This is a genomic window from Dyadobacter fanqingshengii (genome assembly GCF_023822005.2).
GTDB lineage: Bacteria > Bacteroidota > Bacteroidia > Cytophagales > Spirosomataceae > Dyadobacter > Dyadobacter fanqingshengii.
In genome coordinates this window covers 185576-211584 of record NZ_CP098806.1, presented here as the reverse complement: position 1 = coordinate 211584, position 26009 = coordinate 185576, and the positions used below count along the sequence as shown (strand labels likewise).

At 48.0% G+C, this 26009-nt stretch carries 20 protein-coding genes; 17 read left to right on the top strand and 3 right to left on the bottom strand.

What is annotated here, in order from left to right; all coding sequences use genetic code 11:
* Nucleotides 1-2: 2 nt before the first annotated feature.
* The 4 genes from NFI81_RS00800 to NFI81_RS00785 are packed head-to-tail and all read left to right on the top strand — an operon-like array spanning nucleotide 3 to nucleotide 6675.
* Nucleotides 3-2762: a DUF1553 domain-containing protein gene (locus NFI81_RS00800; protein WP_234614775.1), complete on the top strand. Its 2760-nt coding sequence runs from the start codon at nucleotides 3-5 to the stop codon at nucleotides 2760-2762.
* Nucleotide 2763: 1 nt separating this feature from the next.
* The gene (locus NFI81_RS00795) at nucleotides 2764-4239 is read left to right on the top strand and encodes a DUF1501 domain-containing protein (RefSeq protein ID WP_234614776.1); all 1476 of its coding nucleotides are present in this window, start codon (nucleotides 2764-2766) and stop codon (nucleotides 4237-4239) included.
* A gap of 17 nt (nucleotides 4240-4256) precedes the next feature.
* The gene (locus NFI81_RS00790; RefSeq protein WP_234614777.1) at nucleotides 4257-5750 is read left to right on the top strand and encodes a c-type cytochrome domain-containing protein; all 1494 of its coding nucleotides are present in this window, start codon (nucleotides 4257-4259) and stop codon (nucleotides 5748-5750) included.
* 1 nt (nucleotide 5751) lies between these two features.
* A complete protein-coding gene (locus tag NFI81_RS00785; protein WP_234614778.1) occupies nucleotides 5752-6675 on the top strand; it encodes a sugar phosphate isomerase/epimerase family protein in 924 nt (307 codons plus the stop codon).
* Between the two features lie 17 nt (nucleotides 6676-6692).
* Here NFI81_RS00785 and NFI81_RS00780 read toward each other — a convergent pair whose 3' ends face one another.
* Nucleotides 6693-7244 (bottom strand): hypothetical protein, encoded by a 552-nt coding sequence (locus NFI81_RS00780; RefSeq protein WP_234614779.1) that lies wholly within the window; start codon nucleotides 7242-7244, stop codon nucleotides 6693-6695.
* Between the two features lie 151 nt (nucleotides 7245-7395).
* Between NFI81_RS00780 and NFI81_RS00775 the strand changes: the two genes are divergently transcribed.
* The 10 genes from NFI81_RS00775 (at nucleotide 7396) to NFI81_RS00730 (ending at nucleotide 19838) form a co-directional block, all read left to right on the top strand.
* Nucleotides 7396-9876: a heavy metal translocating P-type ATPase gene (locus tag NFI81_RS00775; protein ID WP_234614780.1), complete on the top strand. Its 2481-nt coding sequence runs from the start codon at nucleotides 7396-7398 to the stop codon at nucleotides 9874-9876.
* Between the two features lie 91 nt (nucleotides 9877-9967).
* A complete protein-coding gene (gene ccoS / locus NFI81_RS00770; RefSeq protein WP_234614781.1) occupies nucleotides 9968-10147 on the top strand; it encodes a cbb3-type cytochrome oxidase assembly protein CcoS in 180 nt (59 codons plus the stop codon).
* Nucleotides 10148-10161: 14 nt separating this feature from the next.
* Nucleotides 10162-12309 (top strand): cytochrome-c oxidase, cbb3-type subunit I, encoded by a 2148-nt coding sequence (gene ccoN / locus NFI81_RS00765; RefSeq protein WP_234614782.1) that lies wholly within the window; start codon nucleotides 10162-10164, stop codon nucleotides 12307-12309.
* 3 nt (nucleotides 12310-12312) lie between these two features.
* Entirely contained in the window at nucleotides 12313-13338 is a 1026-nt protein-coding gene (locus NFI81_RS00760) for a c-type cytochrome (RefSeq protein WP_234614783.1), read from the top strand.
* 25 nt (nucleotides 13339-13363) lie between these two features.
* The gene (gene ccoG / locus NFI81_RS00755) at nucleotides 13364-14776 is read left to right on the top strand and encodes a cytochrome c oxidase accessory protein CcoG (RefSeq protein ID WP_234614784.1); all 1413 of its coding nucleotides are present in this window, start codon (nucleotides 13364-13366) and stop codon (nucleotides 14774-14776) included.
* 8 nt (nucleotides 14777-14784) lie between these two features.
* Nucleotides 14785-15234: a FixH family protein gene (locus NFI81_RS00750; RefSeq protein ID WP_234614785.1), complete on the top strand. Its 450-nt coding sequence runs from the start codon at nucleotides 14785-14787 to the stop codon at nucleotides 15232-15234.
* A 5-nt stretch (nucleotides 15235-15239) separates the two neighbouring features.
* On the top strand, nucleotides 15240-15947 hold the full coding sequence (locus tag NFI81_RS00745; RefSeq protein WP_234614786.1) for a sulfite exporter TauE/SafE family protein: 708 nt from the start codon (nucleotides 15240-15242) through the stop codon (nucleotides 15945-15947).
* 128 nt (nucleotides 15948-16075) lie between these two features.
* Nucleotides 16076-17440: an oxygen-independent coproporphyrinogen III oxidase gene (hemN, locus tag NFI81_RS00740; protein WP_234614787.1), complete on the top strand. Its 1365-nt coding sequence runs from the start codon at nucleotides 16076-16078 to the stop codon at nucleotides 17438-17440.
* A gap of 99 nt (nucleotides 17441-17539) precedes the next feature.
* Nucleotides 17540-18754 (top strand): PAS domain-containing sensor histidine kinase, encoded by a 1215-nt coding sequence (locus NFI81_RS00735; protein ID WP_234614788.1) that lies wholly within the window; start codon nucleotides 17540-17542, stop codon nucleotides 18752-18754.
* A 19-nt stretch (nucleotides 18755-18773) separates the two neighbouring features.
* Complete coding sequence (locus tag NFI81_RS00730) at nucleotides 18774-19838, top strand: response regulator (protein ID WP_256549264.1); 1065 nt, start codon at nucleotides 18774-18776, stop codon at nucleotides 19836-19838.
* Here NFI81_RS00730 and NFI81_RS00725 read toward each other — a convergent pair.
* The gene (locus NFI81_RS00725) at nucleotides 19822-21600 is read right to left on the bottom strand and encodes a hypothetical protein (protein WP_234614789.1); all 1779 of its coding nucleotides are present in this window, start codon (nucleotides 21598-21600) and stop codon (nucleotides 19822-19824) included. The two genes, NFI81_RS00730 and NFI81_RS00725, sit on opposite strands and share 17 nt — an antisense overlap.
* Before the next feature lie 154 nt (nucleotides 21601-21754).
* Here NFI81_RS00725 and NFI81_RS00720 point away from each other — a divergent pair, with 154 nt between their 5' ends.
* From NFI81_RS00720 to NFI81_RS00710, 3 genes are read left to right on the top strand one after another with little or no spacing between them, the layout of a single operon-like run.
* Complete coding sequence (locus tag NFI81_RS00720) at nucleotides 21755-22753, top strand: 2-hydroxyacid dehydrogenase (RefSeq protein ID WP_234614790.1); 999 nt, start codon at nucleotides 21755-21757, stop codon at nucleotides 22751-22753.
* A 57-nt stretch (nucleotides 22754-22810) separates the two neighbouring features.
* On the top strand, nucleotides 22811-23368 hold the full coding sequence (locus NFI81_RS00715) for a hypothetical protein (RefSeq protein WP_234614791.1): 558 nt from the start codon (nucleotides 22811-22813) through the stop codon (nucleotides 23366-23368).
* A gap of 16 nt (nucleotides 23369-23384) precedes the next feature.
* Nucleotides 23385-25550 (top strand): cation:proton antiporter, encoded by a 2166-nt coding sequence (locus NFI81_RS00710; RefSeq protein ID WP_234614792.1) that lies wholly within the window; start codon nucleotides 23385-23387, stop codon nucleotides 25548-25550.
* Nucleotides 25551-25578: 28 nt separating this feature from the next.
* Here the strand turns inward: NFI81_RS00710 and NFI81_RS00705 are convergent, their stop codons facing one another.
* Nucleotides 25579-25989, bottom strand: a complete 411-nt coding sequence (locus NFI81_RS00705; RefSeq protein WP_234614793.1) for a winged helix-turn-helix transcriptional regulator — start codon at nucleotides 25987-25989, stop codon at nucleotides 25579-25581.
* Nucleotides 25990-26009: the final 20 nt, after the last annotated feature.

Genomic DNA, 26009 nt, shown 5'->3' with positions numbered 1-26009 from the left:
GGATGCTGAGTAACAGATTATTTATAGGCGCGGGGGTTCTCATCATTGCCATATCTTCCTTTTTCTGGCTTTTGGGCTCATTAGGCTCTTCCTCGGTGGATTACAACACCGAGGTGAAGCCTATCCTCAATAAAAATTGCATGGGCTGTCACGGAGGGGTCAAAAAAGCAGGCGATGTGAGCTTCCTTTTTGAACACGAAATGGTGGAACCGGGTAAATCGGGGAAAATTCCCGTGGTGCGCGGTGATGCTGACGCCAGTGAAATGATACGCCGCATATTAAGCGACGATCCCGATGAAAAAATGCCCAAAAACGGCACGCCTTTGAAAGAAGAGGAGATTGCTATTTTGAAAAAATGGATCAACCAGGGTGCGAAATGGGAAACACATTGGTCTTACAAAAAAATTGAGAAACCCGACGTGCCTTCGCTCAACGGTTTCAGTAACTTCTTTGGATTGTTTGATAATGCTGATAAAAAGTGGGCTACCAACGAAATTGACCATTTTATTCTGGATAAATTAAAAGACAAGGGCTTAAATGTTTCCGCCGAAGCCGACCGCGCAACATTGATCCGGCGCGTAAGCCTGGACTTGACCGGACTTCCGCCCACTGAAAAGCAGGTTGCCGATTTTGTGAATGATAAATCTGAAAATGCTTACGAAAAAGTGGTCGACAGACTGTTGAAGTCGCCCGCATATGGCGAGCGATGGACCTCCATGTGGATGGATCTGGCCCGTTATGCGGATACGAAAGGTTATGAAAGTGACGGCGGCAGAACGATGTGGCGGTACCGCGATTATGTGGTAAAATCATTCAATCAGGATAAACCCTTTGACCAGTTCACCATCGAGCAGCTGGCCGGGGATTTATTACAAAAAGACAAAGACGGCTTCCCGCTGGAAGAAAACATGATCGCCACCGGCTATCATCGCAACACGATGACTAACAACGAAGGCGGAACCGACGATGAAGAATTCCGCACCGCCGCACAAATCGATCGCGTGAACACAACCTGGGAAGTTTGGCAGGGAACTACATTTGCCTGCATTCAATGTCACAGCCATCCCTATGACCCCATTCCGCACGAGGATTATTACAAATACATGGCCTTTTTCAACAACACACGCGACGAAGATGTGTGGGACGAATGGCCTAAAATGCGGTTTTATAAAGGCGAAGATTCCGCGCGCGTGGAGCGCGTGAAAAGCTGGATCAGGCAAAACAAACCCGAGCAGCTGCCGCAGGTGACGCAGTTTATGAAGGTGATGGAGCCAAAGATCAATGCACACAATTTCGTTAAAGGCGACCAGTCTACGGTTTTGCTGATTTCTTATTATGGTGTCAAAAATAATGGGAATGCAAGGATATCGCAGGTGGATCTTTCGGAGGCCGATAACGTGGTCATGAATGTTTCCACCAAAGCGCAGAACGCCGTGCTTTCCCTGCATCTGGACAAGCTGGACGGGCCGGTTATTTCTCAAATCAATGTGCCTGTCAGAGATTCGGTGATCATTGCACCAGTGACCAAAACGCCTGGCAAGCATGACATTTTCCTATCCTTAAAAAGCTCAAAAAATCCCGAAGAATGGGTGCGTATCACCTGGATGGCGTTCCAAAAAGCATTACCGGGATCTGATAAACCGGAATACAAGAGCATCGTGGCGGACTATGCAACGGTTTTGACTCGCCAAACGGAAAGTATGCCCGTGATCTGGGAAGGAAAAGGTGATTTTGCGCGCAAAACCAATGTTTTTGTAAGAGGGAACTGGATGGTAAAAGGCGCCGAAGTGAAACCTGATGTGCCCAAGTTGCTTGCTCCCATGCCCAAAGACGCACCCAAAGACCGCGTCGGTCTGGCCAAATGGATCGTAAGCCGCGATAATGCGCTGACTTCCCGCGTGATCGTGAACCGATTTTGGGAGCAATTGTTTGGTAAAGGAATTGTAGAAACGTTGGAAGATTTCGGTTCCCAGGGAGCCGAGCCCACCCATCCCGAGCTGCTCGACTGGCTGGCTGTCAAGTTTATGGAAGAGGACAAATGGAGCATTAAGAAGATGCTGAAAACAATCGTGATGTCATCCACTTATCGTCAAAGCTCTAAAACAGATGAGAATAAGCTGGAAAAAGATCCTTACAACGTCTGGATTTCGAGAGGCCCGCGCGTGAGGCTGAGCGCCGAGCAGGTGCGCGACCAGGCACTTGCGTGCAGTGGCTTGATTTCCGATAAAATGTACGGACCAGGCGTGATGCCGCCGCAACCCGACAAGATCTGGCAGTCGCCTTATAGTGGTGAAAAGTGGGTTTTGAGTGAAGGCGAAGACCGTTACCGGCGGGGCGTTTACACCTACTGGAAGCGAACAGCCCCCTACCCATCTATGGTCACATTCGACGCGCCAAGCCGCGAATTCTGCCAATCCAGAAGGATTTTGACCAACACACCTTTGCAGGCGCTGGTTACATTAAATGATCCGGTGTATCTGGAAGCGGCGGAAAAACTGGCGACCAAAATGCAGCAGCGCGGAAAAACGCCTGAACAGCAATTGAAGGAAGGCTACCGCATGCTCACTTTCCAAAGCATTGAACAAAAAAACCTGAATGTGCTGGTCAAAGTGTATAAGCAGGCGCTGGACGCATACAAGAAAAAACCAGTGGAAGCAGATAGCATGCTGGTCTATGGGAAAGAGCGCACACCCGAACTGGCCGCGCTGACGATTTCGGCCAATGTGATGCTAAACCTGGATAATGTTATTACCAAAGAATGATATGGAAAACCTACAAAAAGAACTCCAACATACAGCATTGCTTCATCAGACGCGGCGGCACTTTTTGCAGTCGGTCGGGTTTGGGCTGGGTGCATTGGGATTAGGGACCATGCTGGATTCCTGCGGGCCTTCTTCGGCCGCAGACAGTCCCGGCGGCGAGATTGCCAAATCGCGTATTCCGCAGTTTGCGCCCAAAGCCAAGCGCGTCATATACATCCATATGGCTGGTGCACCTTCCCAGCTCGAATTGTTTGATTACAAGCCAGAACTGGTCAAATACCACGGACGGGACTGCCCGGCAGAGTTTTTGGAAGGCAAAAAATTCGCCTTCATCCAGGGTGTGCCCAAAATGCTGGGGCCGCAGGGACATTTTGCGCAATACGGACAATCTGGCGCCTGGATGTCGGACTATGTGCCTTACTTGCAAACTGTTGCGGACGAGATCACATTTCTGAAAGCCATGCATACGGATCAGTTCAACCACGCTCCCGCACAGTTGCTGATGCATACGGGAAGTCCAAGGCTGGGGCGGCCTAGTCTGGGGGCATGGTCTGTTTATGGCTTAGGATCTGAAAATCAGAATCTTCCAGGCTTTATCGTGCTCGCTTCGGGTGGACAACAGCCCGATGCAGGCAAAAGCGTTTTCGGCAGCGGCTTCCTGCCATCGGTTTACCAGGGTGTACAATGCCGCACTGGCGGCGATCCCGTTTTGTATGTTAGTGACCCAAATGGCATGAACCGCGATATGCGCAAACAGACCATTGAAGCCATTAATGAAATCAACAAACAAACCTATGAGGACGTAAAGGACCCGGAAATTCTGACGCGGATCAGCCAGTACGAAATGGCGTTCCGCATGCAAATGTCCGTTCCCGAGGTGATGGACGTTTCCAAAGAGCCGCAATTCATCTTGGATATGTATGGCGTAAAACCCGGTGAGGGAACATTTGCCATGAACTGCCTGCTGGCGCGAAAACTGGTTGAAAATGACGTGCGTTTTGTGCAGCTCTTCGATTGGGGCTGGGACGGCCACGGCACTTCCAAAGACCATAATGTGGAAGGCGGCTTGCGCCAGAAATGCCGCGAGTCAGATCAACCGGTTGCAGCATTGATCAAGGACTTGAAAATGCGTGGGTTATTGGAAGAAACGCTCGTAATATGGGGCGCAGAATTTGGCAGGACGCCGATGCAGGAAAACCGGAACGGGCTCGTAATGCCATTCATGGGCCGCGATCACCACCTGGACGCATTCACCATGTGGATGGCAGGAGGCGGCGTCAAACAAGGTTTTTCACACGGAGAAACCGACGAGCTGGGTTATTATGGAACAAAAGGCAGAACACATGTCCATGATTTACAAGCAACTATCCTGCATTTAATGGGTTTTGACCATGAAAAATTCACCTATCCTTTCCAGGGAAGAAATTTCCGGCTTACCGATACGGAAGGAAAGGTTGTAAAAGAAGTAATTGCCTAAGTTCTAAACCCTTGATCATGCATTACATTTTACTCCAGGATTCGTCCTGGGCAACATTCATTGGCAGGTTTCACCCTGCCATCGTACATTTTCCTATTGGCTTTTTGTTAATCGGCGCCCTGCTTGAACTCGGCAGGCGCTGGGGAAAAGTGGCTGTCAGTGAGAGTGTTATCGTTTTTATTTTACTATTGTCGGCCGTAAGTGCCACATTCGCCTGCGCCGCTGGTTACCTGCTTTCATTAAGTGGCGGTTATGATGCGAATCTGCTCAATAACCATATGTGGAAGGGAATCGGTGTGGCTGTTTTCGCCTGGATGGCCTGGGCGGTCAAATCCGACAATTTGCAACGGATCATGCCCTCCGAAAAGGTCATTTATCTGCCAGCTTTCATCATTGCTACCGTGCTCACATTAAGCACCGGCCACGACGGCGGCTCGCTCACGCACGGGGAAGGCTATTTGACCCAATACACGCCCGAGCCATTCCGCGGCCTCGCGGGTTTGCCTCCGATGCAGCAGAAACCAACTGAAATAAAACCCATTACGGACGTGCAGCAAGCCATTGTCTACACCGACATTGTGCAGCCGATCCTGGAAGCCAAATGCACCCAATGCCACAGCGCAAGCAAAAGCAAAGGCGATTTACGGATGGATCAGCTTGCATTACTGGCCAAAGGCGGGGAAAACGGCCCGGCCTTTGTTGCCGGAAAAGGTGCAGAAAGCGATATGATCAAAAGATGCCTGCTTCCCGAAAATGAAGACGAGCACATGCCGCCCAAAGGCAAGCCGCAGCTGACGGCTGATCAGATCGCGCTGCTTTCCTGGTGGATAGACCAGGGCGCGCCGGCTGATAAAAAGGTGGCACAGCTCACCGTTTCCGAGGCAGTTAAGCCTGCATTGGCTTCGCTGGGAAAAGAAGCGCCGGCGAATGCTGAAAATGCAAAAGAACCCGCCGTACTAAGTTTAAAAGTGCCCAAGGCAAACGATGAGGCCATTGAAAATCTAAGAAAAACAGGATTAATCGTCAGCACGCTATCCCAGGATCAAAACCTGCTCGAAATCAGCGCAGTGAACCTGCCAGGGTTCAGTGACAAGCAAATGGAGCTTTTACAACCCGTTGCACAGCAAATTACATGGCTCAAACTCGGAGGCACTGCCATTACCGACGCTGCATTGCCGCAAATCGCCAAGTTTCCAAACGTGAGCAAATTGCATTTGGAACATACTGTTATTACCGATAACGGCATTGTCTCCCTGAAACCACTCGCCCATTTAGGTTATATCAACATTGTCGACACCAAAGTCGGAGACAAAGGCCTGAAAGCCATTGCCGATATGAAGGCGCTTCGCTCGGTATATGTTTGGCAATCAGCAGTTACGGATAGCGCGGTGAGCCAGATCGGAAGGAAAAACCCCGACCTTTTGGTTATGAATGGTTTTAATGAGGCCACTGTGGCGCAATTTGTGAAGGCAGGCGATACAGGTGATAAAAAAGAACTCAAAAACAAATAATATGGACCGTCGGAAATTCATGGGCAGCGCCATCGCCACAGCAGGTATGCTGACGGGCTTTGAAGCTGTTTCGGGTGCGGAAAAAGCGCCAGCTCAGTTTGCAAACAAGCTTTCTTTAAAAATATTGGGAACCAATTGGGGCTTTGCCGGCACGACGGACGCGTTTTGCGCAGCAGTAAAAAAGGAAGGTTACGACGGCATCGAAATGTGGTGGCCGGGAACAAAGGAAAAGCAAAAAGAGCTGTTCGCAGCGCTTAAAAAACACAGTCTGGACGTAGGCTTGCTATGCGGCTCGGGGGAAAAAGATTACGCAGCGCATTTGGATGCATTCAAAAAACAGATCGATGCCGCTACCACCCAGTATGAGCAGAAACCATTGTACGTCAACTGCCATAGCGGGAAAGATTTCTTTACATATGATCAAAACAAAGCATTTATAGACCATACCACCGCCGCCACGGTAAAAACAGGCATTCCCGTTTATCATGAAACACATAGAGGGAGAATGCTTTTTGCGGCCCACATTGCGCGCAACTTTATTGAGAAAAATCCCGAACTAAGGCTTACACTTGACATTTCGCACTGGTGCAATGTGCATGAAAGCTTGCTTACCGACCAGCAGGAAACCATCCAGCTTGCACTCTCACGCGTGGGCCACATTCACTCGCGTGTCGGGCATGAGGAAGGGCCGCAGGTGAACGATCCCCGCGCACCGGAGTGGGATGCGGCTTTAAAAGCCCACCTGACCTGGTGGGATACGGTGGTGGAAAATAAGGTAAAAAGCGGCGAAACGCTGACTGTCTTAACAGAATTCGGCCCGCCCAATTACCTGCCGACCGTTCCCTTTACGCATCAGCCGTTGGCGGATCAATGGGCCATTAATGTCCATATGATGCATTTGCTGAGGAAGCGATATCTGGCTTAAAATGCGTGAGAATGTTATCAGTCAAGCTCGGTGTAACCGTCGTCTCCCAGGATATCGTGGCCGTCATTGTCCCGGAATTCGCGGACAATGGCGTCCCTTTCTGCTCGGTTTTTGGGATCCACGCTAATGATAATCCCTCCTTCCTTAACGCCCGTCTCGTAAGTGTCGCAATGTTCTTCCGGAATCTGGGTTGCAATCACATGGCTGATGGTGTTTGTCTCAGGCTTTTGCTCCACCTTCCCAATTAACCTCCTGGATATAGAAATGCCCAGCTCGGGCAACGAGATCATGGAAGTGATGGAGATGATAGCGTCCGCCAGGATGTGTCGCGCGCTTTCCTTTGGTTCCTGACCGGCTGTATCATCTTGCACATCAGCCTCGTAAACGGCACTTTCGACAGTCGGGTTGGTGTGCTTGCTCAATGTTTCATCCGACATCAACAGCGAAATATCATCTTCCGTGTGACCCAGTCGCAATAGTGCCTGATAGGCACTTTCCGCGTCTTTTTTGGTAAAGAAAACCGCAGAAACCGTCCCCGGCAAATCATAAGCGTAACCCGATGTTCCCATAACTCAATTTGGTAAAATTTGTGCTTGACTCCTATTAATATAATGCCAGAATGCGCAAAACCTGACCAAAGTCATTTTCCCGGCCAATCACGGTCAAATTTACGGACAAATACTTTCTTCAACTTTGAAAAAGCATTGAGAAGTAAATACCATGGAGCAAGACATTAATACCATAGCACCCGGAGACCCTGTTGTAAATATCGCGAAAAACAAGTGTTATCACTGCGGGGAGGCTTGCGCTCAGGATACGATTACGGCCGACGAACACGCATTTTGCTGTGAGGGCTGCTATCACGTTTACGACCTCTTAAAAGTCACCGAACTCTGCGATTATTACGCCATAGACGACTCCGCAGGCATTTCCCCCGACAAATCTTTTTACGCAGGCAAGTTCGATTACCTGGACCTGCCCGATGTCAACACAAAAATACTAGAATTTACCGACGGGAATCTTTCTCAAGTAAATTGGTATATTCCAAAAATGCATTGCAGCTCGTGCATCTGGCTCCTGGAACAGCTTTATAAATTCAACCCTGCCGTCAGAAGCTCGGTGGTAAATTTTCCGGAAAAGAAGGTCAGGATTACATTTGAAGCCGAAAAAGTAAAGCTCAGCGAGTTGGCAACATTAATTTCCAGCATTGGATATGAGCCTTACATGAGCTTGAACGACATTGCGGGTGAGCAGGTTAAAAAGTGGAATAGAAAGAGGTTGTACAAGGTCGGCATCGCCGGATTTTGCTTTGGCAATGTGATGATGCTCAGCTTCCCGGAATATTTTCATCTGGGAAAAGACGCATTTGATGAAAGCCTCCGAAACACATTTGGTTGGCTGAACCTGGCATTAAGCATTCCCGTTTTGCTTTACTGCGCCAGCGATTTTTTCAAGTCGGCCTGGGCTGCCCTTAAAGGAAAATACCTGAATATTGATGCGCCGATTGTCATAGCGCTCGTTTCTATTTTTAGTTTAAGTCTTTACCAGATCATCACCGGCACAGGCCCGGGCTATTTCGATTCCTTGACCGGCGCAGTCTTCTTCATGCTGACTGGCCGGTTTTTTCAGGATAAAACCTACGCCGGGATCTCTTTTGACCGTGATTACCGCTCCTATTTCCCCGTGGCCGTTTCTGTTTTGACGGGTAAGGCAGAAATCAGAACACCTGTAACGGATCTGAAAACCTCAGACATTATCCTGATCAGAAACGCTGAGCTTATTCCGGCCGATTCTGTTTTGCTCAGCCCGGAAGCCTTGATCGATTACAGCTTTGTTTCAGGCGAAGCCGAGCCGGTAAGGCGCAAAAAAGGCGATACGATTTATGCGGGCGGCAAGCAGACAGGCCCTGCCATTGAGCTGGAAATCGTCCGCAAAGTTTCACAAAGTTACCTGACGCAGTTATGGAATAATGAAAGTTTTTCCAAACAAAAGGAAGACCAGAACCAAATGCTGGCTGCCCGGATCAATCGGTATTTTTCAGTCATCGTATTGATCATTGCGAGCCTCACATTTGCTGCCTGGTATTTTATTTACAAAAACCCTGAAACGGCTTTCCGGGCATTCACAACCTGCCTGCTCGTTGCCTGCCCCTGCGGATTGCTGTTTTCCTCCACATTTACAAATGGCAACCTGATGGCGCTTTTTGGTAAAAATCAATGCTATCCTAAAAACGCGGATGCTATTGAACGGCTTTCCAAAATTGACACAGTCGTATTTGATAAAACGGGCACCATAACCCGCCCGGACGATGCCGAAGTGGTTTTTATTGGCTCAAAACTGACGGATCACGAACGGGCAATGGTAAAAACGTTAGCCACGCAATCTTCCCATCCGCTCAGCAGACTGGTCGTAAAAAGCCTTGCACAAGTTCATTCGGGAACACAAGCGCTTTCGCATTATATAGAAGCCAGCGGATCAGGGATCAAGGGCTTGTTTGGCAGCCACACGGTGAAGCTGGGCTCTGCGGTCTGGGCAGGAGCACAAAATGACCGGGAAGCTGCTATGGATGCTGCTCACGATCAGCACTTTTCCAGGGTTTATGTAAGTATTGATGACATTTCGGCGGGTTATTTTTTGGTAAAAATAAAATACCGGGAAAATCTGCACAAAACCATTGACCGGCTTCATGATCACGGGTTTAACACCTATTTGCTTTCCGGTGACAAGCCTACTGATCAGGAATATCTGGCGTATATTTTCGGGAACAATGCTCATTTGTATTTCAAACAAAAACCCGAAGACAAGCTGGCATTCATAGCAGCTCTGCAGGAAAAAATGCATCAAAATGTGCTGATGGTGGGCGACGGGCTCAACGATGCGGGCGCTTTGCAGCAAAGCAATGTGGGCGTTGCCGTTTCCGATGATATCAATAATTTCACACCATCCTGCGATATGATCATCGACGGCAAGCAGCTTTCCCGCCTGCCCGCGTTCATCAACCTGGCGCGTCACGGCCAGAAAATCATCAAAGCCAGCTTCGCTATATCACTGATTTACAACATCGGAGGGCTTTTCTTTGCCATAGGCGGCCAACTCTCGCCAGTGCTGGCGGCCATTCTGATGCCTGTCAGTTTGATTTCAATTGTAGGCTTTACCACCATTGCCAGCAACGTGGCAGCCAACCGAATTTTGAAAAACTGACCAAAGTCACTTGTGAACCTTGCTTGCGTCATCTTTCTGCTGGGGGCGATCCGGTAGTTTTGGTCATTAGAAAAATAATAAAACCCTTCAAATGAGCGCAATGTTCGTCATGATTATCGCCAGCCTCGGCATCGCCCTGGCCTTTTTGGGAGCCTTTATCTGGTCGGTGCGAAAGGGCCACTACGATGACGACTATACGCCCTCTGTCCGCATCCTATTCGATGATAACAACAGCGACACTGCAAAAACCAACACAACAGATATTCACTAAATTTTACCTGAGTTATGTCAAACGTTCCCCATCCTGCTCTGGCAACCGTTGAACTGGATGAGTTCCAATATGATAACCGCATCGTGCGGGATTTCGCGATTGCAACGATTCTTTTCGGGCTTATTGGTATGCTCGTCGGGCTGCTGGCTGCATTGCAGCTCGTGTTCCCGGACCTGAATATGGATCTGCCCTATCTTACTTTCAGCCGCATCCGGCCTCTGCACACCAACGCGGTCATTTTCGCTTTTGTGGGCAATGGCTTTTTTACCGGCTTGTATTATTCCGCTCCGAGGGTTTTAAGGACCCCGATGTGGAGCCCTATGCTGAGCAGGATCCATTTCTGGGCATGGCAGTTTATCATTCTGGCTGCGGCCATCACATTACCGATGGGCCTTACCACTTCCAAAGAATACGCGGAACTGGAATGGCCGCTTGACATTGCCATCGCCGTGGTGTGGGTTGCAGCGCTTATTAACCTGGTAATGACCACCATTCACCGCCGCACCGAGCACATTTATGCCGCGGTCTGGTTTTACATTGCTTCGTTCGTCACCGTTGCGATGCTGCACGTGGTGAACAGTATGGCGCTTCCTATTTCTCTTTTCAAAAGTTACTCTGTGTACGCAGGTGTGCAGGATGCACTCGTGCAGTGGTGGTATGGACACAATGCCGTGGCGTTTTTTCTTACGACGCCTTATTTAGGACTGATGTATTATTTCCTTCCTAAAGCGGCTAACCGTCCTATCTATTCCTACCGGCTCTCGATCGTGCATTTCTGGGCGCTGATATTCCTTTATATCTGGGCCGGGCCGCACCATTTGCTTTACACGTCGCTTCCCGAATGGGCGCAAACATTGGGAACCGTGTTTTCCGTGATGCTGATCGCGCCTTCCTGGGGTGGTATGATCAACGGGTTAATGACCCTGCGCGGCGCCTGGGACAAAGTGCGGGAAGATGTTGTGCTGAAATTTATGGTTGTAGCCATCACGGCTTACGGTATGGCCACATTCGAAGGCCCGATGCTCTCTTTCAAAAACGTAAACGCCATCGCGCATTATACCGACTGGATCGTAGCGCACGTACACGTAGGTGCGCTGGGCTGGAATGGCTTCCTGACTTTCGGGATCTTGTACTGGCTTTTCCCCCGCATATACGGACGTCCGTTATATTCTCAAAAGGCTGCCAACTTTCACTTCTGGATCGGCACGCTCGGGATTTTATTTTACACCATTCCCATGTATTGGGCGGGTTGGGTGCAAAGCTCCATGTGGAAAGAGTTTACGCAAGAAGGCCTTTTGAAATACCCCAATTTCCTGGAAACCGTAACGCAGCTCAAACCATTGTACTTTCTGCGCAGCGTAGGCGGCACGTTGTACATTGTCGGCTTCATAGTGATGATCTACAACTTGTGGATGACCGCACTGAAAGGCAAGCTTATCGCAACAGAAACAGCCAAAGCAATGCCGTTAAATGCGATCTGGCATGCTGAAAAAAGCGAGTACTGGCACCGCAGGCTGTTTGAGCGTAAGCCGCTGGCATTGACCGTTTTTGCATTGGTTGCCGTCGCCATCGGCGGAATGATCGAGATGATCCCGACATTCATGATCAAATCCAATGTGCCGACCATTACAGCTGTGAAACCTTACACGCCATTGGAATTACAGGGACGTGATATTTATGTCCGCGAAGGCTGCTATGTGTGCCACACCCAAATGATCCGACCATTCCGCTCCGAGATCGAGCGTTACGGAGAGTATTCCAAATCAGGTGAATTCGTATACGACTATCCGCATCAATGGGGTTCTAAACGCACCGGACCTGATCTGCACCGGGTAGGCGGAAAATATCCCGATTCCTGGCACTATAACCACATGGAGGATCCAACCACCATGTCGCCGGGTTCCATTATGCCCAGATATGGCTGGTTACTGGAAGACGACCTGGACACGAGCACAACTGCTGCCAAGATCCGTGCTATGCAAACATTGGGCGTGCCTTATGAAAAAGGCTATGACAAAATCGCCAATGCGGATCTCAGCAAACAATCCAAGGAAATCCAGGCCAGGCTCAAACAAAGCGGCATCAAGGCAGACGAGGATAAAGAGATCATCGCACTCATTGCCTACCTGCAACGATTAGGAACTGATATTAAAAATGATTGACTTATGAAATTCCGAACATATCTTGAAACCATTGCCGGCATAGGCATTTATCCGCTGATCTCGCTCATTATATTTTTTGTCTTCTTCCTGTCGCTGATCGTTTTTGTGATTGGGATTGATAAAAAGTCGCTGCAAAAAATGGAGCGTATGCCATTGAATGATGGTGTGATCAAAAAGGGCTTGTTATCTGTACTTTTCTTTTTCATGCTGGGCGGTTCGGCCTTTGCGCAGGATCAGGCAGCAGAACCTATCCGGGCGATCAGTGGCACTGAGCTTATCCTTTTGATCTTGCTCGGCATCATTTTCTTTGCGGCGCTGCTGGTTGTGATCGCACTAGTTAACACGGTAACATTGCTTCAAAAAATCTCTGCCCCACCCAAAACAGAAGCGCATACAGACCCCGTCGTTTCCTGGTGGAAAAAGTTTGCCGGAATGAGCGTCATGCCGAGTCAGGAACATCACCTCATCATTGAAGGGCACGATTATGACGGCATTCAGGAGCTGGACAACCGCATGCCGCCGTGGCTGCAGTCACTTTTTGTGGGCACCATTATCATCGGGATCGGTTACGGCGCATATTATTTCAGCGGAATCGGCGATTACCAGCTTGCCGAGCTTGAAAAAGAGGTGGCGCAGGCCGAAATTGATAAAAAAGCTTACATGGCCAAGGTAGGCGCATCCATGGATGAAAACACGGTTACGCTGGTCAGTGAGGAGGCATCAATAGGCCAGGGAAAAGCCATTTTCCAGGAAAAATGCACGGCTTGCCACGGCCCGGATGGCGGCGGAAGTGTAGGCCCTAACCTCACAGACAGTTACTGGCTGCATGGCGCGGGCATTAAAAATCTTTTCAAGGTCATTAAATATGGTGTCCCTGAAAAAGGCATGATCTCCTGGGAAAAACAGCTTTCCCCCACTGACATTCAAAAAGTTGCAAGCTATGTGTATTCATTAAAGGATACCAAACCAGCGAATCCAAAAGAACCGCAAGGTGAACTGCTTAGCGACGATAAAGTCGCAGCCAATTAAGCGGAGTTATCATTCGCACTACACCATGAACATTTCAAACCACGTCATTACCGATCCCGACGAATCATTCCGCGACCATTTCAGTGCAGTCAATGAAGATGGGAAACGCAATTGGTTTTACCCGCAAAAACCAACCGGGAAATGGCATACGCGCAGGGCTTGGTTTACGGTAGGCATATTGACGCTGCTTTTTGCCACACCATTCATTAAATTCAATGGCCAGCCTTTGTTGCTGTTCAATGTGCTGGAACGCAAATTCATCATTTTCGGCATTTTCATCGGCCCGCAGGATTACTGGCTTTTCGGGCTTACGATGCTCTCGTTCATGGTTTTTATTGTGCTGTTCACCACCATTTTCGGAAGGTTATGGTGCGGCTGGGCTTGCCCGCAAACGGTATTTATGGAAATGGTTTTCCGCAAGATCGAATACGCTATTGAAGGCAATGCAACCAAACAAAAACTGCTCAACAAAGCGCCCTGGAACACGGAAAAGATCGTGAGGAAAACCGCAAAATATGCCGCCTTCCTGATCGTGTCTTTTTTGATCGCGAACCTGCTGCTATCTTATGTGCTGGGGGTGGATGACCTTTCCAAAATCATTCGCGAGCCTATTGCTGACCACCTTCCGCTTTTTGGCGGCATCATTGCTTTCACGGCCATTTTCTATTTCAATTTTGCTTGGCTGCGTGACCAGGCTTGTACTGTGGTTTGCCCCTACGGCCGTTTGCAAGGCGTGCTCATGGACCGCAACACCATCAATGTTGCTTATGATTACGAGCGGGGCGAGCCTCGGGGAAAAATCCATAAAAACCAGGAGCGCACGGAAGGTGACTGCATCAACTGCCATCAATGCGTAGCAGTGTGCCCCACCGGCATTGACATCCGAAACGGCCTGCAAATGGAATGCGTGAACTGCACTGCCTGCATTGATGCCTGCGACAACATCATGGATAAAGTAGGATTTGAAAAAGGCCTGATCCGCTACACTTCCGAAAATGCAATTGTGAAGAAAACCAATAAGCTCATCACGCCGCGTGTCATTGGCGCCATGGCAATGCTGGTTTTACTATGGTCGGTGCTTGGGTTTATGGTTGTGTCAAGAACCGATACGCAAACCATGCTGTTGCGCGCTCCGGGCAGTCAATACATTGAAAACAGTGATCGGAGTATTACGAACCTTTACACATTTAAGATTTTTAACAAAACCAACCAGACCATTAACCCAACGATCAGACTCGAAGGAGTTTCGGGCAAGCTGATCTTTGCGGGAAAGCCAAACTTGGCACTTGATCCGGCGGGTATGGTCGAAGGCACGGTCTTCATTGTGGTGCCTGCAGAAGCATTAAAAAAACGCAAGACAACATTGACATTATCTGTTTTCCAAGGCAATGAAAAACTGGAAGAATTTGAAACAACATTCATAGCACCTGAGAAATAATGAAAAGCATGAAAATAAACTGGGGAGTGGGCATTACGGCGCTCTATATGGGCTTTGTAGCCATGATACTTGTGCTGGTCAGCATGAGCATCGGTCAGAAAATAGATCTGGTAACGGAGCATTATTACGAAGAAGAACTAGGTTTTCAGGAGAAAATCGATAAAAAACAGCGTTCGGCGGCACTAGCTGATCCGGTGAAATGGGAAGTGCAAAATGAAGGCATCAACATTGTTTTTCCCGGCAATGTGACAGAAAAAGACCTGAGCGGCGAGATTAAATTATACTGCCCTTCCAATGATAAAAACGACCGGAAATTTAAGATCTCAACCCAAAATCATGCCCAATTCATCCCGGTCACCAACATTCCGGCAGGCAGTTACCACCTGCAAATTGATTGGAAAAATAAGGAGCAGGCTTACTGGAACGAGGACGTGATCGTGATTGGTCACAAAAAATAAAACATGTGAACAATGCGCTTCCATATCTGGCCTTGACGATGGGGCTGCTCAGCAGTTTCCATTGCATAGGCATGTGCGGGCCCATTGCGCTGGCGCTTCCTGTGCAGCGGGGCAACGCCTGGCAGCGGGCTGCGGGATTGCTGATTTACAATCTGGGCCGGGCTGGCTCCTATGCTTTGCTGGGCGCAGTGGTTGGTGTTTTTGGTAATGCGCTCTCGCTTATGGGTTATCTCAAATATGTTTCTGTGCTGGCTGGCGTCTTGATGCTGGCTTATGTTTTTTGGCCAAAAGCATTTGCACGCTATTTTATCGCGCCCGCTTTCTTGCGCAAGCCGGTTAACCTTATCAAAAAGCAAATGTCCGCCCTGCTGCACAGCCGCAAATTGCAGGGCTGGTTTCTGCTCGGATCGCTGAATGGTCTTCTACCCTGCGGGCTGGTGTATCTGGCATTAATGAGCTCAATAGCAACAGGAAGCAGCGCGGCCGGAAGCATTTTCATGTTTGTTTTTGGGATGGGGACATGGCCGGCGATGATGGCCATCGGTTTTTTCAAAAACTGGGTTACGCCCGCCGTTCGAACCAAATTTCATCAGATTACCCCCGTTTTTATTGCCTTTGCAGGCATATGGCTGCTTTACCGCAGCACACTGTTTCAATATCCGCAAGCATCCCATTCCGCAGCCAAACCCATCACCGAATGCCACGGCAAATAGCGGTTCTACCAGTCCTATCGGCGTTGCAAACCAACAAAGGTTGGTTTTAATACTGACCAATGTCATGTTTTCCGGGGCGCCATAACCCTAGTTTTGATGCATAGTAAACATACAAAACACCGATTACCATGGATAAGGACCTGCTGTTCAAATACAATACACCCGGACCGCGTTATACGAGCTATCCAACCGTTCCCTACTGGCAAAAAACACCGCCCCAGCAGCAAAAGTGGAAGGAGCTGGTAATGAAGGCTTTTCAAGTTTCCAATCAAAAAGAGGGCATTAGTCTGTACGTTCACCTTCCTTTTTGCGAGAGTTTGTGCACTTACTGCGGCTGCAACACACGCATTACCATTAACCATGCCGTTGAAACCACATACATTCATGCCGTGCTCAGAGAGTGGCAGATGTATCTTACAACATTCGGAGAAAGCAAACCTTTAATCCGCGAGATACACCTGGGCGGCGGGACGCCCACCTTTTTTAATCCGGAAAACCTGAAAACGCTCATTCTGGGCTTATTGAAGGATTCCATCGTTCACCCCGAAGCGCAGTTTGGGTTTGAAGCCCATCCCGGCAATACAACCGACGAACATTTGCAGACACTCTATGAGCTCGGTTTCAGACGGATCAGCATTGGCGTTCAGGATTTTAATCCTATCGTGCTGGCTATTATCAACCGCCATCAAACTTACGAGCAGGTTAAGCACCTGACGTTGAAGGCACGGGAGATTGGCTATACATCTGTGAATTATGACATTGTATATGGGTTACCATTCCAAAAAGCATGTTACATGATGGAAACCATGCAGCGCGTGATCCAGCTTAAACCCGACCGCATTGCCTTTTACAGCTATGCACACGTCCCCTGGATCAAACCCGGACAAAGGAATTTTACAGAAAAAGACCTGCCGGACGCCGACAAAAAAATGGCCATTTACGAAACCGGCAGAAATGCATTGGAAGTGGCAGGTTACCAGGACATTGGCATGGACCACTTCGCATTGCCCTCCGATTCTTTATATAAAGCACAACAAGAAGGACGATTGCACCGCAATTTCATGGGTTATACCGACATGCACACACAGCTGCTGATCGGCCTGGGTGCATCCGCCATCAGCGACAGTTGGACAGGTTATGTGCAGAACGAGAAAAAAGTGGAAGATTACTATCAAAGAATTGCAGCGGGCATGATCCCCATCGCGCGCGGCCACGAGCTGACCAGAGAAGATCTGATTTTGCGCCGCCATATTTTAAGTTTAATGACGCAATTTGAAACCTCGTGGGTCAAAACCAGTGAATACTGCGAAGAAGTGTTTCAGTCCGTTGAGCGCCTGGACGAAATGGAGTTTGACGAACTCGTTGAATTACAGCCTTTCAGCGTGAAGGTTACCGAGAAAGGAAGGCCCTTTATACGAAACATTTGCATGGCTTTTGATGCGCTTTTATGGGAAAACAAACCGGAAGCCCAACTGTTCAGCCAGACCGTCTGATCCGGCCATAGCCTTGTCCCTTTCACCAATGTAGTGTACCTTTCTATGTTTGATAGTGATATATTAATTCATACGAAGGTGATAACACGGCACATTGAAATGCTCGATGCCCTCTTTAAACATGCCACGGAAGGAATTGTGGTGGTGGATAAAGCAGGTGCGATCGTGATGCTTAATCCAAAGGCCAAGGAACTGTTTGGTTACCCGGATCTGGACCTGATTGGCAAAAAAATAGAAACGTTGATCCCGCAGCGGTTTGCCGCCAACCACGTGCATTACCGCGACCATTACCTGGAAGCGCCGCGGGCGAGGGGAATGGGGCATTTAATGGATTTGTTTGCAAGAAAATTTGACGGCAGCGAATTTCCGGTGGAAGTAAGCCTGAGCCCTTTTCAAACCAGCGACGGCGAGTTTGTAGTGAGTTTTGTGATTGACATTACAGAGCGAAAAAAGCAGGAAAACCGCATCCGGGAAGCGAATCTTGAAATACAAAAACTGAATGCGGAACTGGAAGAAAGGGTTGAACAACGCACAAGAGAACTGGCGGAAGCCGTCAAAAAAGTGGAAGATTCGCAGGAAGAAGTCATACGCGCATTGAAAAAGGAAAAGGAGCTCAACAATATGAAGAGCCAGTTCGTCACGATCGCTTCCCACGAATTCCGGACGCCGCTGGCTACCATCCTATCATCGGCCTCGTTGATAGGACGTTACGGCACCACGGAAGAAGAAGAAAAGCGGCAAAAGCATGTAAAAAGAATCAAATCGGCGGTTACGAACCTGACCGAGATTCTGAATGATTTTCTGTCGATAGGCAAATTGGAAGAAGGCCGTGTGCATAGCATTCCGGTGCAGGTGGAACTGGAAGATTTTTGCAAAAACCTTATCGACGAAATACAGGGCCTTTGCAAGGAAAAACAGCAAATTCATTTGCAATACAAGGGTAATACGGAGGTTTGGCTGGATAAGCAGTTACTCCGCAATATCCTTTTTAACCTGCTCTCCAACGGGATCAAGTATTCGGACGCGGGTAAGGAAATTACATTAAAGATTAATGCTGAGGCGGATCATGTGGATATGGCAGTGCATGACGAAGGAATTGGAATTCCCGAAAAAGACCAGCCCAATGTATTCGACCGGTTTTTCCGCGCACACAATGCGGGCGCCACGCAGGGAACGGGCCTGGGGCTGAACATTGTCAAAGATTATGTGACCCTGATGGGTGGCAATGTCACTTTTTCGAGCGAAACCGGAAAAGGCACGACGTTTTTTGTATATCTGCCCAATGTAATGCCCGCGCAAGTAAAAATGGATTAATACCAACTCAACACCAATTGTGGAAGCTAAAAAAATACTATTGATCGAGGATAACCCCGAAATGCGGGAAAATACGGCTGAAATCCTTGAATTGGCCAATTATAAGGTGATCACCGCCCAAAACGGTAAAGAAGGCGTTCACCTGACCAACGAATTCAACCCCGACCTGATCGTCTGTGATATTATGATGCCCGAGCTGGATGGTTACGGCGTGTTGCACCTGCTCAGCAAAGATGAGCACACAGCCAACATTCCCTTCATTTTCCTGACTGCCAAAGCTGAAAAGGAAGATTACCGCAGAGGCATGACCATGGGCGCCGACGATTACCTGACCAAGCCCTATGACGACGTAGAGCTGCTCAACATTGTGGAAATGCGTCTCAAAAAAAGCGAAAGGCTCAAACGCCAGTTCGAGCGCTCAGCAAAAGGTCTGGACCAGTTCATTGAAGAAGCCAAATCCTTTGACCTGATCGCCAAGCTCGCCGAAGATAAGAAGGTGAAAACACTGCGAAAAAAAGAAACCATTTATACGGAAGGCAGTTTTCCGTCCTGCGTTTTTTTCTTGCAGAAAGGAAAGGTAAAAGCCTATAAATCAAACGGGAGCGGCAAGGAATACATAACAGACCTGTTTAAAGAAGGTGATTTTTTCGGCTACATTGACCTTTTGCAAGGCGAAGCTTACCAGGAAAGCGCCATTGCATTGGAGGAAGCGGAAGTTTCCATGATTCCCAAAGATGATTTTTTCAATCTCTTGCAGGGAAACCGTGAAGTGTCTTCAAAATTTATACGGATGCTTTCCAATGAGATCAAAGACCGCGAGGAGCGTTTGCTGCATTTGGCCTATAATTCTGTGAGAAAGCGCGTGGCGCAGGCGCTGGTAACATTGGTGCAGCGCTATCAGGAAGATAAGGCCAAGCCATTTTCCATGTCGATCACACGGGAAGACATTGCTTCCATGGTCGGCACGGCAACCGAAACAGTGATCCGCACCCTTTCGGATTTCAAAGAAGAACGCCTTATCGATATGAAAGGAAGCCTGATCACTGTTTTTGAATATGAGAAATTAGCTAGAATGCGTAACTGACCAGTCCAGCTTCCACCGATTCGAGTTGCGCATACATTTCATTCTGATAGGAAATGCTCTGGTTAAGCTTGGGGATCAGCGCTTTATAGTATGCGATCCCATCCAGCAATTGTTCCCTGAATTTGTTGAGATATTTCTCCTTTTTTTCGCTGAATGCCTGCAAGTTGGCTTCCAGATCTTTGGAATAATGTGCCATATACAAGTTCAATTCATTGATAAACATGTTGGGACGGTTCACGCCAGCCAGCAGATCAGCTCTTCCGTAAATATGATCGACCATTTCACTGAGCTTGTAAATTTTTGAAAACCAGGCCAGATTAGGTCCCGGGCAGATGGATACGGCGTGATTTTCTCTTGGGGTTAATAGGTTATGTTTGATCAATGTTGCCGTACTCAGGCCTTCGCAGAGGCAGAGTTTTTCGGTGACTGCGTTGATTTTCCCTTCACGTTCGGCTGTGGATAAACCCAGGGATTGGATCTGCTTTATTTTCAAGTTTTGATATTGGCGGGAAGCTGTGCAGATCGGTTCAGCGGTGAATTCGGTGTTGGATACCAAATATTTTTTCTTGCATGGACTTCCAGGCCTTCCTTTTGCGATCCTTTCCAGACGCTGCTTTTCGGCGCTGCTTCTTTTGAAATTATTGAATAAAACACCCAATGGTGATGAATTAGACACATAGTAGTCGCTGCTTTCAGCGTTGGTAAGTTCGCTTAATGTCTGATCATCCACATTGGTAACCTCCGGCACGAGCAGGAACGGGCTCCCCCATCCAGTTGCGTCGACCTCATAATGTTTTAACAAAAATTCATCTTCCTGAGCAGTCCCGATCCCGCCCTGAACTGTAATGCGTAATGCGGGAATTTCTTTAATATCTATGCTTTTGGCGTTCAATGCAGCCTTATATAATGCAAACAGTTCTGTTAGCATTTCCTGCTTTTTCAATTTAAACTCTTCCAGAATCGGCCCGAGCAAAAATCCGTCCGTTGCAAAAGCATGACCACCGCAGTTCAGGCCCGATTCGATCCTGAATTCGGAAATCCAGATCCCTTTTTTAGCAAGATATTTAGCCTGAATGAATGCAGAACGGAAGTCACTTACTTTGAGGATGATCTGCTTTTTGGAATGACCATTCTGAATTGGATAAAAATCGGCGAAGTTTTCCAGATAATTGTAAAGGCGCGGGTTCATGCCCGCAGAAAGCACCAGCGACGAGGATAATGTGCTGTTTGCAAATCCACGCAATGCAGCCGAAGCATCCGAAAACGCGTCTGGCAAATTTTGTCCGTAAACATCTTTATTGAGTTTATCCACCTTCGACATAATGTTGACATCAATGGCGCCTTTGGTAAGCTGCGATTTCAATGTTGCCTGCAAAAGCTGCTTTTCATCTGACGCTTCCATGGTCACCATTTGCAGATATTGCTTTTTAAGCGTTGCATGTTCAGGCAAAAGCTTGAAATACAAGTTAAGATCAGCTCCGTCTTCGAATGATTGATTTTTCAAATCTTCAAAATTCTTGTCCGCAATGCGGTTAACCAGGTTCAGATAAGCCGTTATGCGTCTGGCTCGAAAATCGTCCTCGTTTTTATTGATTGGAACAAAAATTTCACCGCTGGCTTTGGAATGGTGCTTTCTCATGCGTTCGATCATCTCGTCGTCGACAATCGACATGACCGAGGAAATACCGAAATGGGAGACTTTTACAGGTGTATCAATTGAATATCCAAGGCCTAAAACCGGGATATGAAATGTATGGTGCATGGTTTGCGCATTTGAATAATAATGATCCAAAACTAGATCAGCCTTCGCAAAGAAATATTGACATCGATTGCCAGCTTAACTGATAAATGTCATTGGAAAGACGTTCCTTGCAGGGGAGTTTTGCCGGATTTCCTTTTAACTAACCACCGCACGCATGAAAATCTTATTCTTTTCAGCCAAGCCATACGACCGCACATTTTTCGACCTGCATAACGAGCGTTATGGATTTGAGCTGGAATACCTGGAAACGCACCTTGGGCCACACATTGTAGAAGCCGTTCAGGGTCAAAGCGCCGTCTGCGTTTTTGTCAACGATAAGGTGAATGCCGAAGTGATATCTGTGCTGGCCGAAAAAGGCGTTAAAATTATCGCGCTGCGGTGCGCGGGTTTCAACAATGTTGATCTGGAAGCGGCCCGTGAAAAGGGCATACGTGTTTGCCGCGTGCCCGAATATTCGCCCCAGGCCGTTGCAGAGCACACGGTGGCGATGCTATTGACGCTTAACCGGAAAACCCATAAAGCCTACAACCGCGTAAGGGAGCAGAATTTCTCTTTAAATGGGTTAATGGGCTTTAATTTACATGGAAAAACGATCGGTGTGATCGGAACGGGTAAGATTGGAGCTGCATTTTGCAAAATTATGAAAGGTTTCGGCTGTAAGGTCATTGCTTATGACATTGATATCAATGCTGCTTTACAGGAACTTGGGGTTGAATATCAGGATCTTAACACAGTATTGAGCAATTCAGACATTATCTCATTGCACTGCCCGCTCAACGAGCATACGCACCATTTGATCAAAGCTGAAACGCTGCAAAAAATGAAAAAGGGCGTAATGCTGATCAACACCAGTCGCGGCGGGCTTATAAACACGTCAGATGTGATTGATGCATTAAAAAACAAACATGTTGACTACTTTGGCATTGACGTTTATGAGCAGGAAGAAAAGCTGTTTTTCAAAGATCTTTCAGAGCACATTATCGAGGATGACACCATTCAACGCCTGATGAGCTTTCCCAATGTTCTGGTCACTGCGCACCAGGGATTTTTCACAGAGGAGGCCCTTTCCGAGATCGCCCAGGTCACACTGAGCAGCATTGATGCGCTGGGCAAAGGTGAAGAGCCAGGTAATAAATCGGTGATTTTGGTTTGAACTGTTTGAAATCCTGCCTTTAATTACTCACCTTACACACGTTAAAAAAAGACACGCATGATGAGATGGACATTATTTTTTCTGATTTTCGCGGCAACATTGCAGAGCTGCGGATATAAGGAAAAGGAAGCAGAGCTGGCTAAGAGAGAGCAGCAGATCACCGAAAAGGAACAGACATTAATGCAATGGGAACAGCGTTTGACGCTGTTGGAAAAGGAATTGCAGGAAAAAAAGAAAAAGCAACAGCAAGATTCCACCGCTGTCACCGACTCCTTGCAAGCGCAACCCGTTACGGGTAAATGGATTGTTAAAATGCGCTGTACGGAAACCAATTGCAGCGGATCGGCCATCGGGGATTCCAAAACGGAAACCTGGGAAATTGCCTATCAGAACAAAGGAATTGTAGTAAATACTTTCACAGGAAACGAACTGTCCAGGATCTACAACGGTTCTTTCACTCAAACGCGCCTTGAAGCAACCAACGGCCAGCCCGGCTCGGAATCAATGATGCGTATTCTGCTTGAACTGAAAGATGGCAAAATGGAGGGGACGCGGGAAGTGGAGCGCACCGATTGCAAAATCCGCTACACTCTGACTGCCGAAAGGCCGAAATAATGCTAAACTTGTGCGTATGACTGCGTTGCTGCTGCTAGATCTCTCTTTACCCCTGAAAAATCCGGTTATTATTTTTTCAGTGGTCCTTTTCATCATCCTTTTTGCACCCATTCTTTTCAACCGGATCAAAGTCCCGCACATTATCGGACTCATTATTTCGGGCATGATCGTCGGCCCTTATGGCCTGAATCTGCTCAGCCGCGATAGCAGCATTGTATTGTTCGGAACGGTTGGGTTGCTTTATATTATGTTTCTGGCCGGTTTGGAAATTGATCTGGCCGAGTTCAGGAAAAACCGTAACAAGATCATTGTCTTTGGGTTAACCACATTTATATTGCCATTAGTCAGCGGTACGCTGGCCGGCTATTACATTCTGGGCTACGGATTTCTGTCCTCGCTGCTGCTGGCCAGCATGTTTTCCACGCATACATTGGTTTCCTACCCCATTGCCAGCAAATACGGCGTTACGCGCAACCGGGCGATCAACATGACGGTGGGCGGGACAATGATCACCGACATCCTTGCGCTGCTCATCCTGGCGGGTGTAGCGGGCATGTCCAAGGGTGACGTGTCACCCGCATTCTGGTTCAGGCTGGGGTTTTCGTTCATTGTTTTCGTAGCAGTTGTCCTGTTTGTCTTCCCCATGATCTGCCGCTGGTTTTTCAAGCGTTTCGACGACAGCATTTCGCAATACATATTTGTGCTTGCAATGGTTTTTCTGGCCTCTTTTTTGGCAGAGATCGCCGGCGTTGAAGCCATTATCGGGGCGTTTTTCTCAGGTTTGGTTTTAAATAAATTTGTCCCGCATTCCTCTCCGTTAATGAACCGGATTGACTTCGTGGGCAACGCGTTGTTCATTCCATTTTTCCTGATCAGCGTGGGTATGCTGGTCAATATCAGCGTGCTGGCACACGGCTGGGGCGCATTGAAAGTGGCGGGGGTAATTCTTGTGATTGCTTTGGCCAGCAAATATCTGGCCGCCTGGATCACGCAGAAAGTGTTCCGGTTATCGTCGAATGAAGGGTTAATGATTTTTGGACTAAGTTCCTCCCACGCAGCTGCAACATTGGCCATTATATTGGTTGGTTATAACATTATTGTGGGCGAAACCGCGCTAGGCCAGCCTATCAGGCTTTTGGATGAAGATGTGCTGAACGGCACCATTGTTCTTATTCTTGTGAGCTGCGCCGTAAGCTCTTTTGTTGTCGAAAGAGCGTCTAAAAAGCTGGCATTGTTGCAGGAAGAAGAAAACCCGGAAGATGTGCATGCGGCCAGCAATGAGAAAATCCTGGTTTCCCTCTCCTACCCCGATATGATTGCCGATCTGGTCGATTTCGGGATAATGCTGAAAGCCAAACACAACACTATTCCGCTTTATGGCCTGCACATTGTCACCGACCAAGATCAGAAGCACGATTCGGCTTCTCACGGCAAAAAGATCCTGAATAAAGCCGTTGACCACGCCAGCTCGTCTGAAAATATCCTGATGCCGCTAACCCGCTATGATGCCAATATTGGCAACGGCATTACTTATACCATTAAAGAACAGAACATTACGGATGTGGTGATCGGACTGCACCAGGAAACGGATCATAAGACTTTCCTTGGCCCTAAGATCGAGAGCATTGTGAAGCGCGTTTTTGAAACGATATACATTTACAAACCTGCCCAGCCATTTAACACACTTACCAGGATCGTGGTGGCTATTCCGCCGGCGGGCAGCAACGACCCGGGTTTCCTGCATTGGCTCGGCAAGCTGATCACACTCGCCAAACTGAATGCTATGCCTATTCATTTTTACGCTTCGGCGCGGACGATCAAAGCGATCAAAGGCATTATCGCACGAAAAACAATCACTGTGGAGGTAGAATTCAGCGTTTTCAGCGCCTGGGACGACTTTCTTATTTTCTCTCGTGATCTGAAAATAGACGACCTTTTCGTGATCATTTCAGCAAGGAAAGGTTCGGCATCCTACCTTTCTCAACTGGAAAAACTGCCGGGTTATCTTTCCAATTATTTTCAGGAACAAAGCTTGCTGCTGATCTATCCTAAGCAACTCGATTCGGGCATTAACATGAGCGACATTGAGCAGGCCGACGGCGCATTGATCGGCACATTGTCAGACAAGTTGGGAACACTGACAAAGGCGGCTAAATATTTGCGCAAAATGTTGGGGGATTAATCCAAGTTACCGGTGCTTTAACCGGACATTATAAATCAGCAAACCCGACCTCAGGAAAGATTTGGTTTTCCTGATTTTCCAGATACATCTGCCACCAATCACGCATCACACCGATCACATTGATCAACGTCTTCCCAAGTTCCGTGAGCTTGTATTCAACTCTTGGCGGTGATTCTGCATAAGCTTTCCTGCATATGATCCCGTCCCTTTCCAGTTCCCGTAACTGGGTTGTGAGCATTGCCTGAGAGACACCATCCATTTTTTTTCTCAACTCACCAAAGCGTGCCGGGCACTCTTCGGCGATTGCAGAAATCAGAAGAATTTTCCATTTGCCGCCTATGACTTTCAGTATTTGGGTTACCGGAAAATTATTTTGGGGCAAATCCAAATTTGTTGCTTTTGTAAGCGTCTGATGCTCATTGTTAGTTCTGTTTTCCATACTTGGTACTGTTTTCCAAA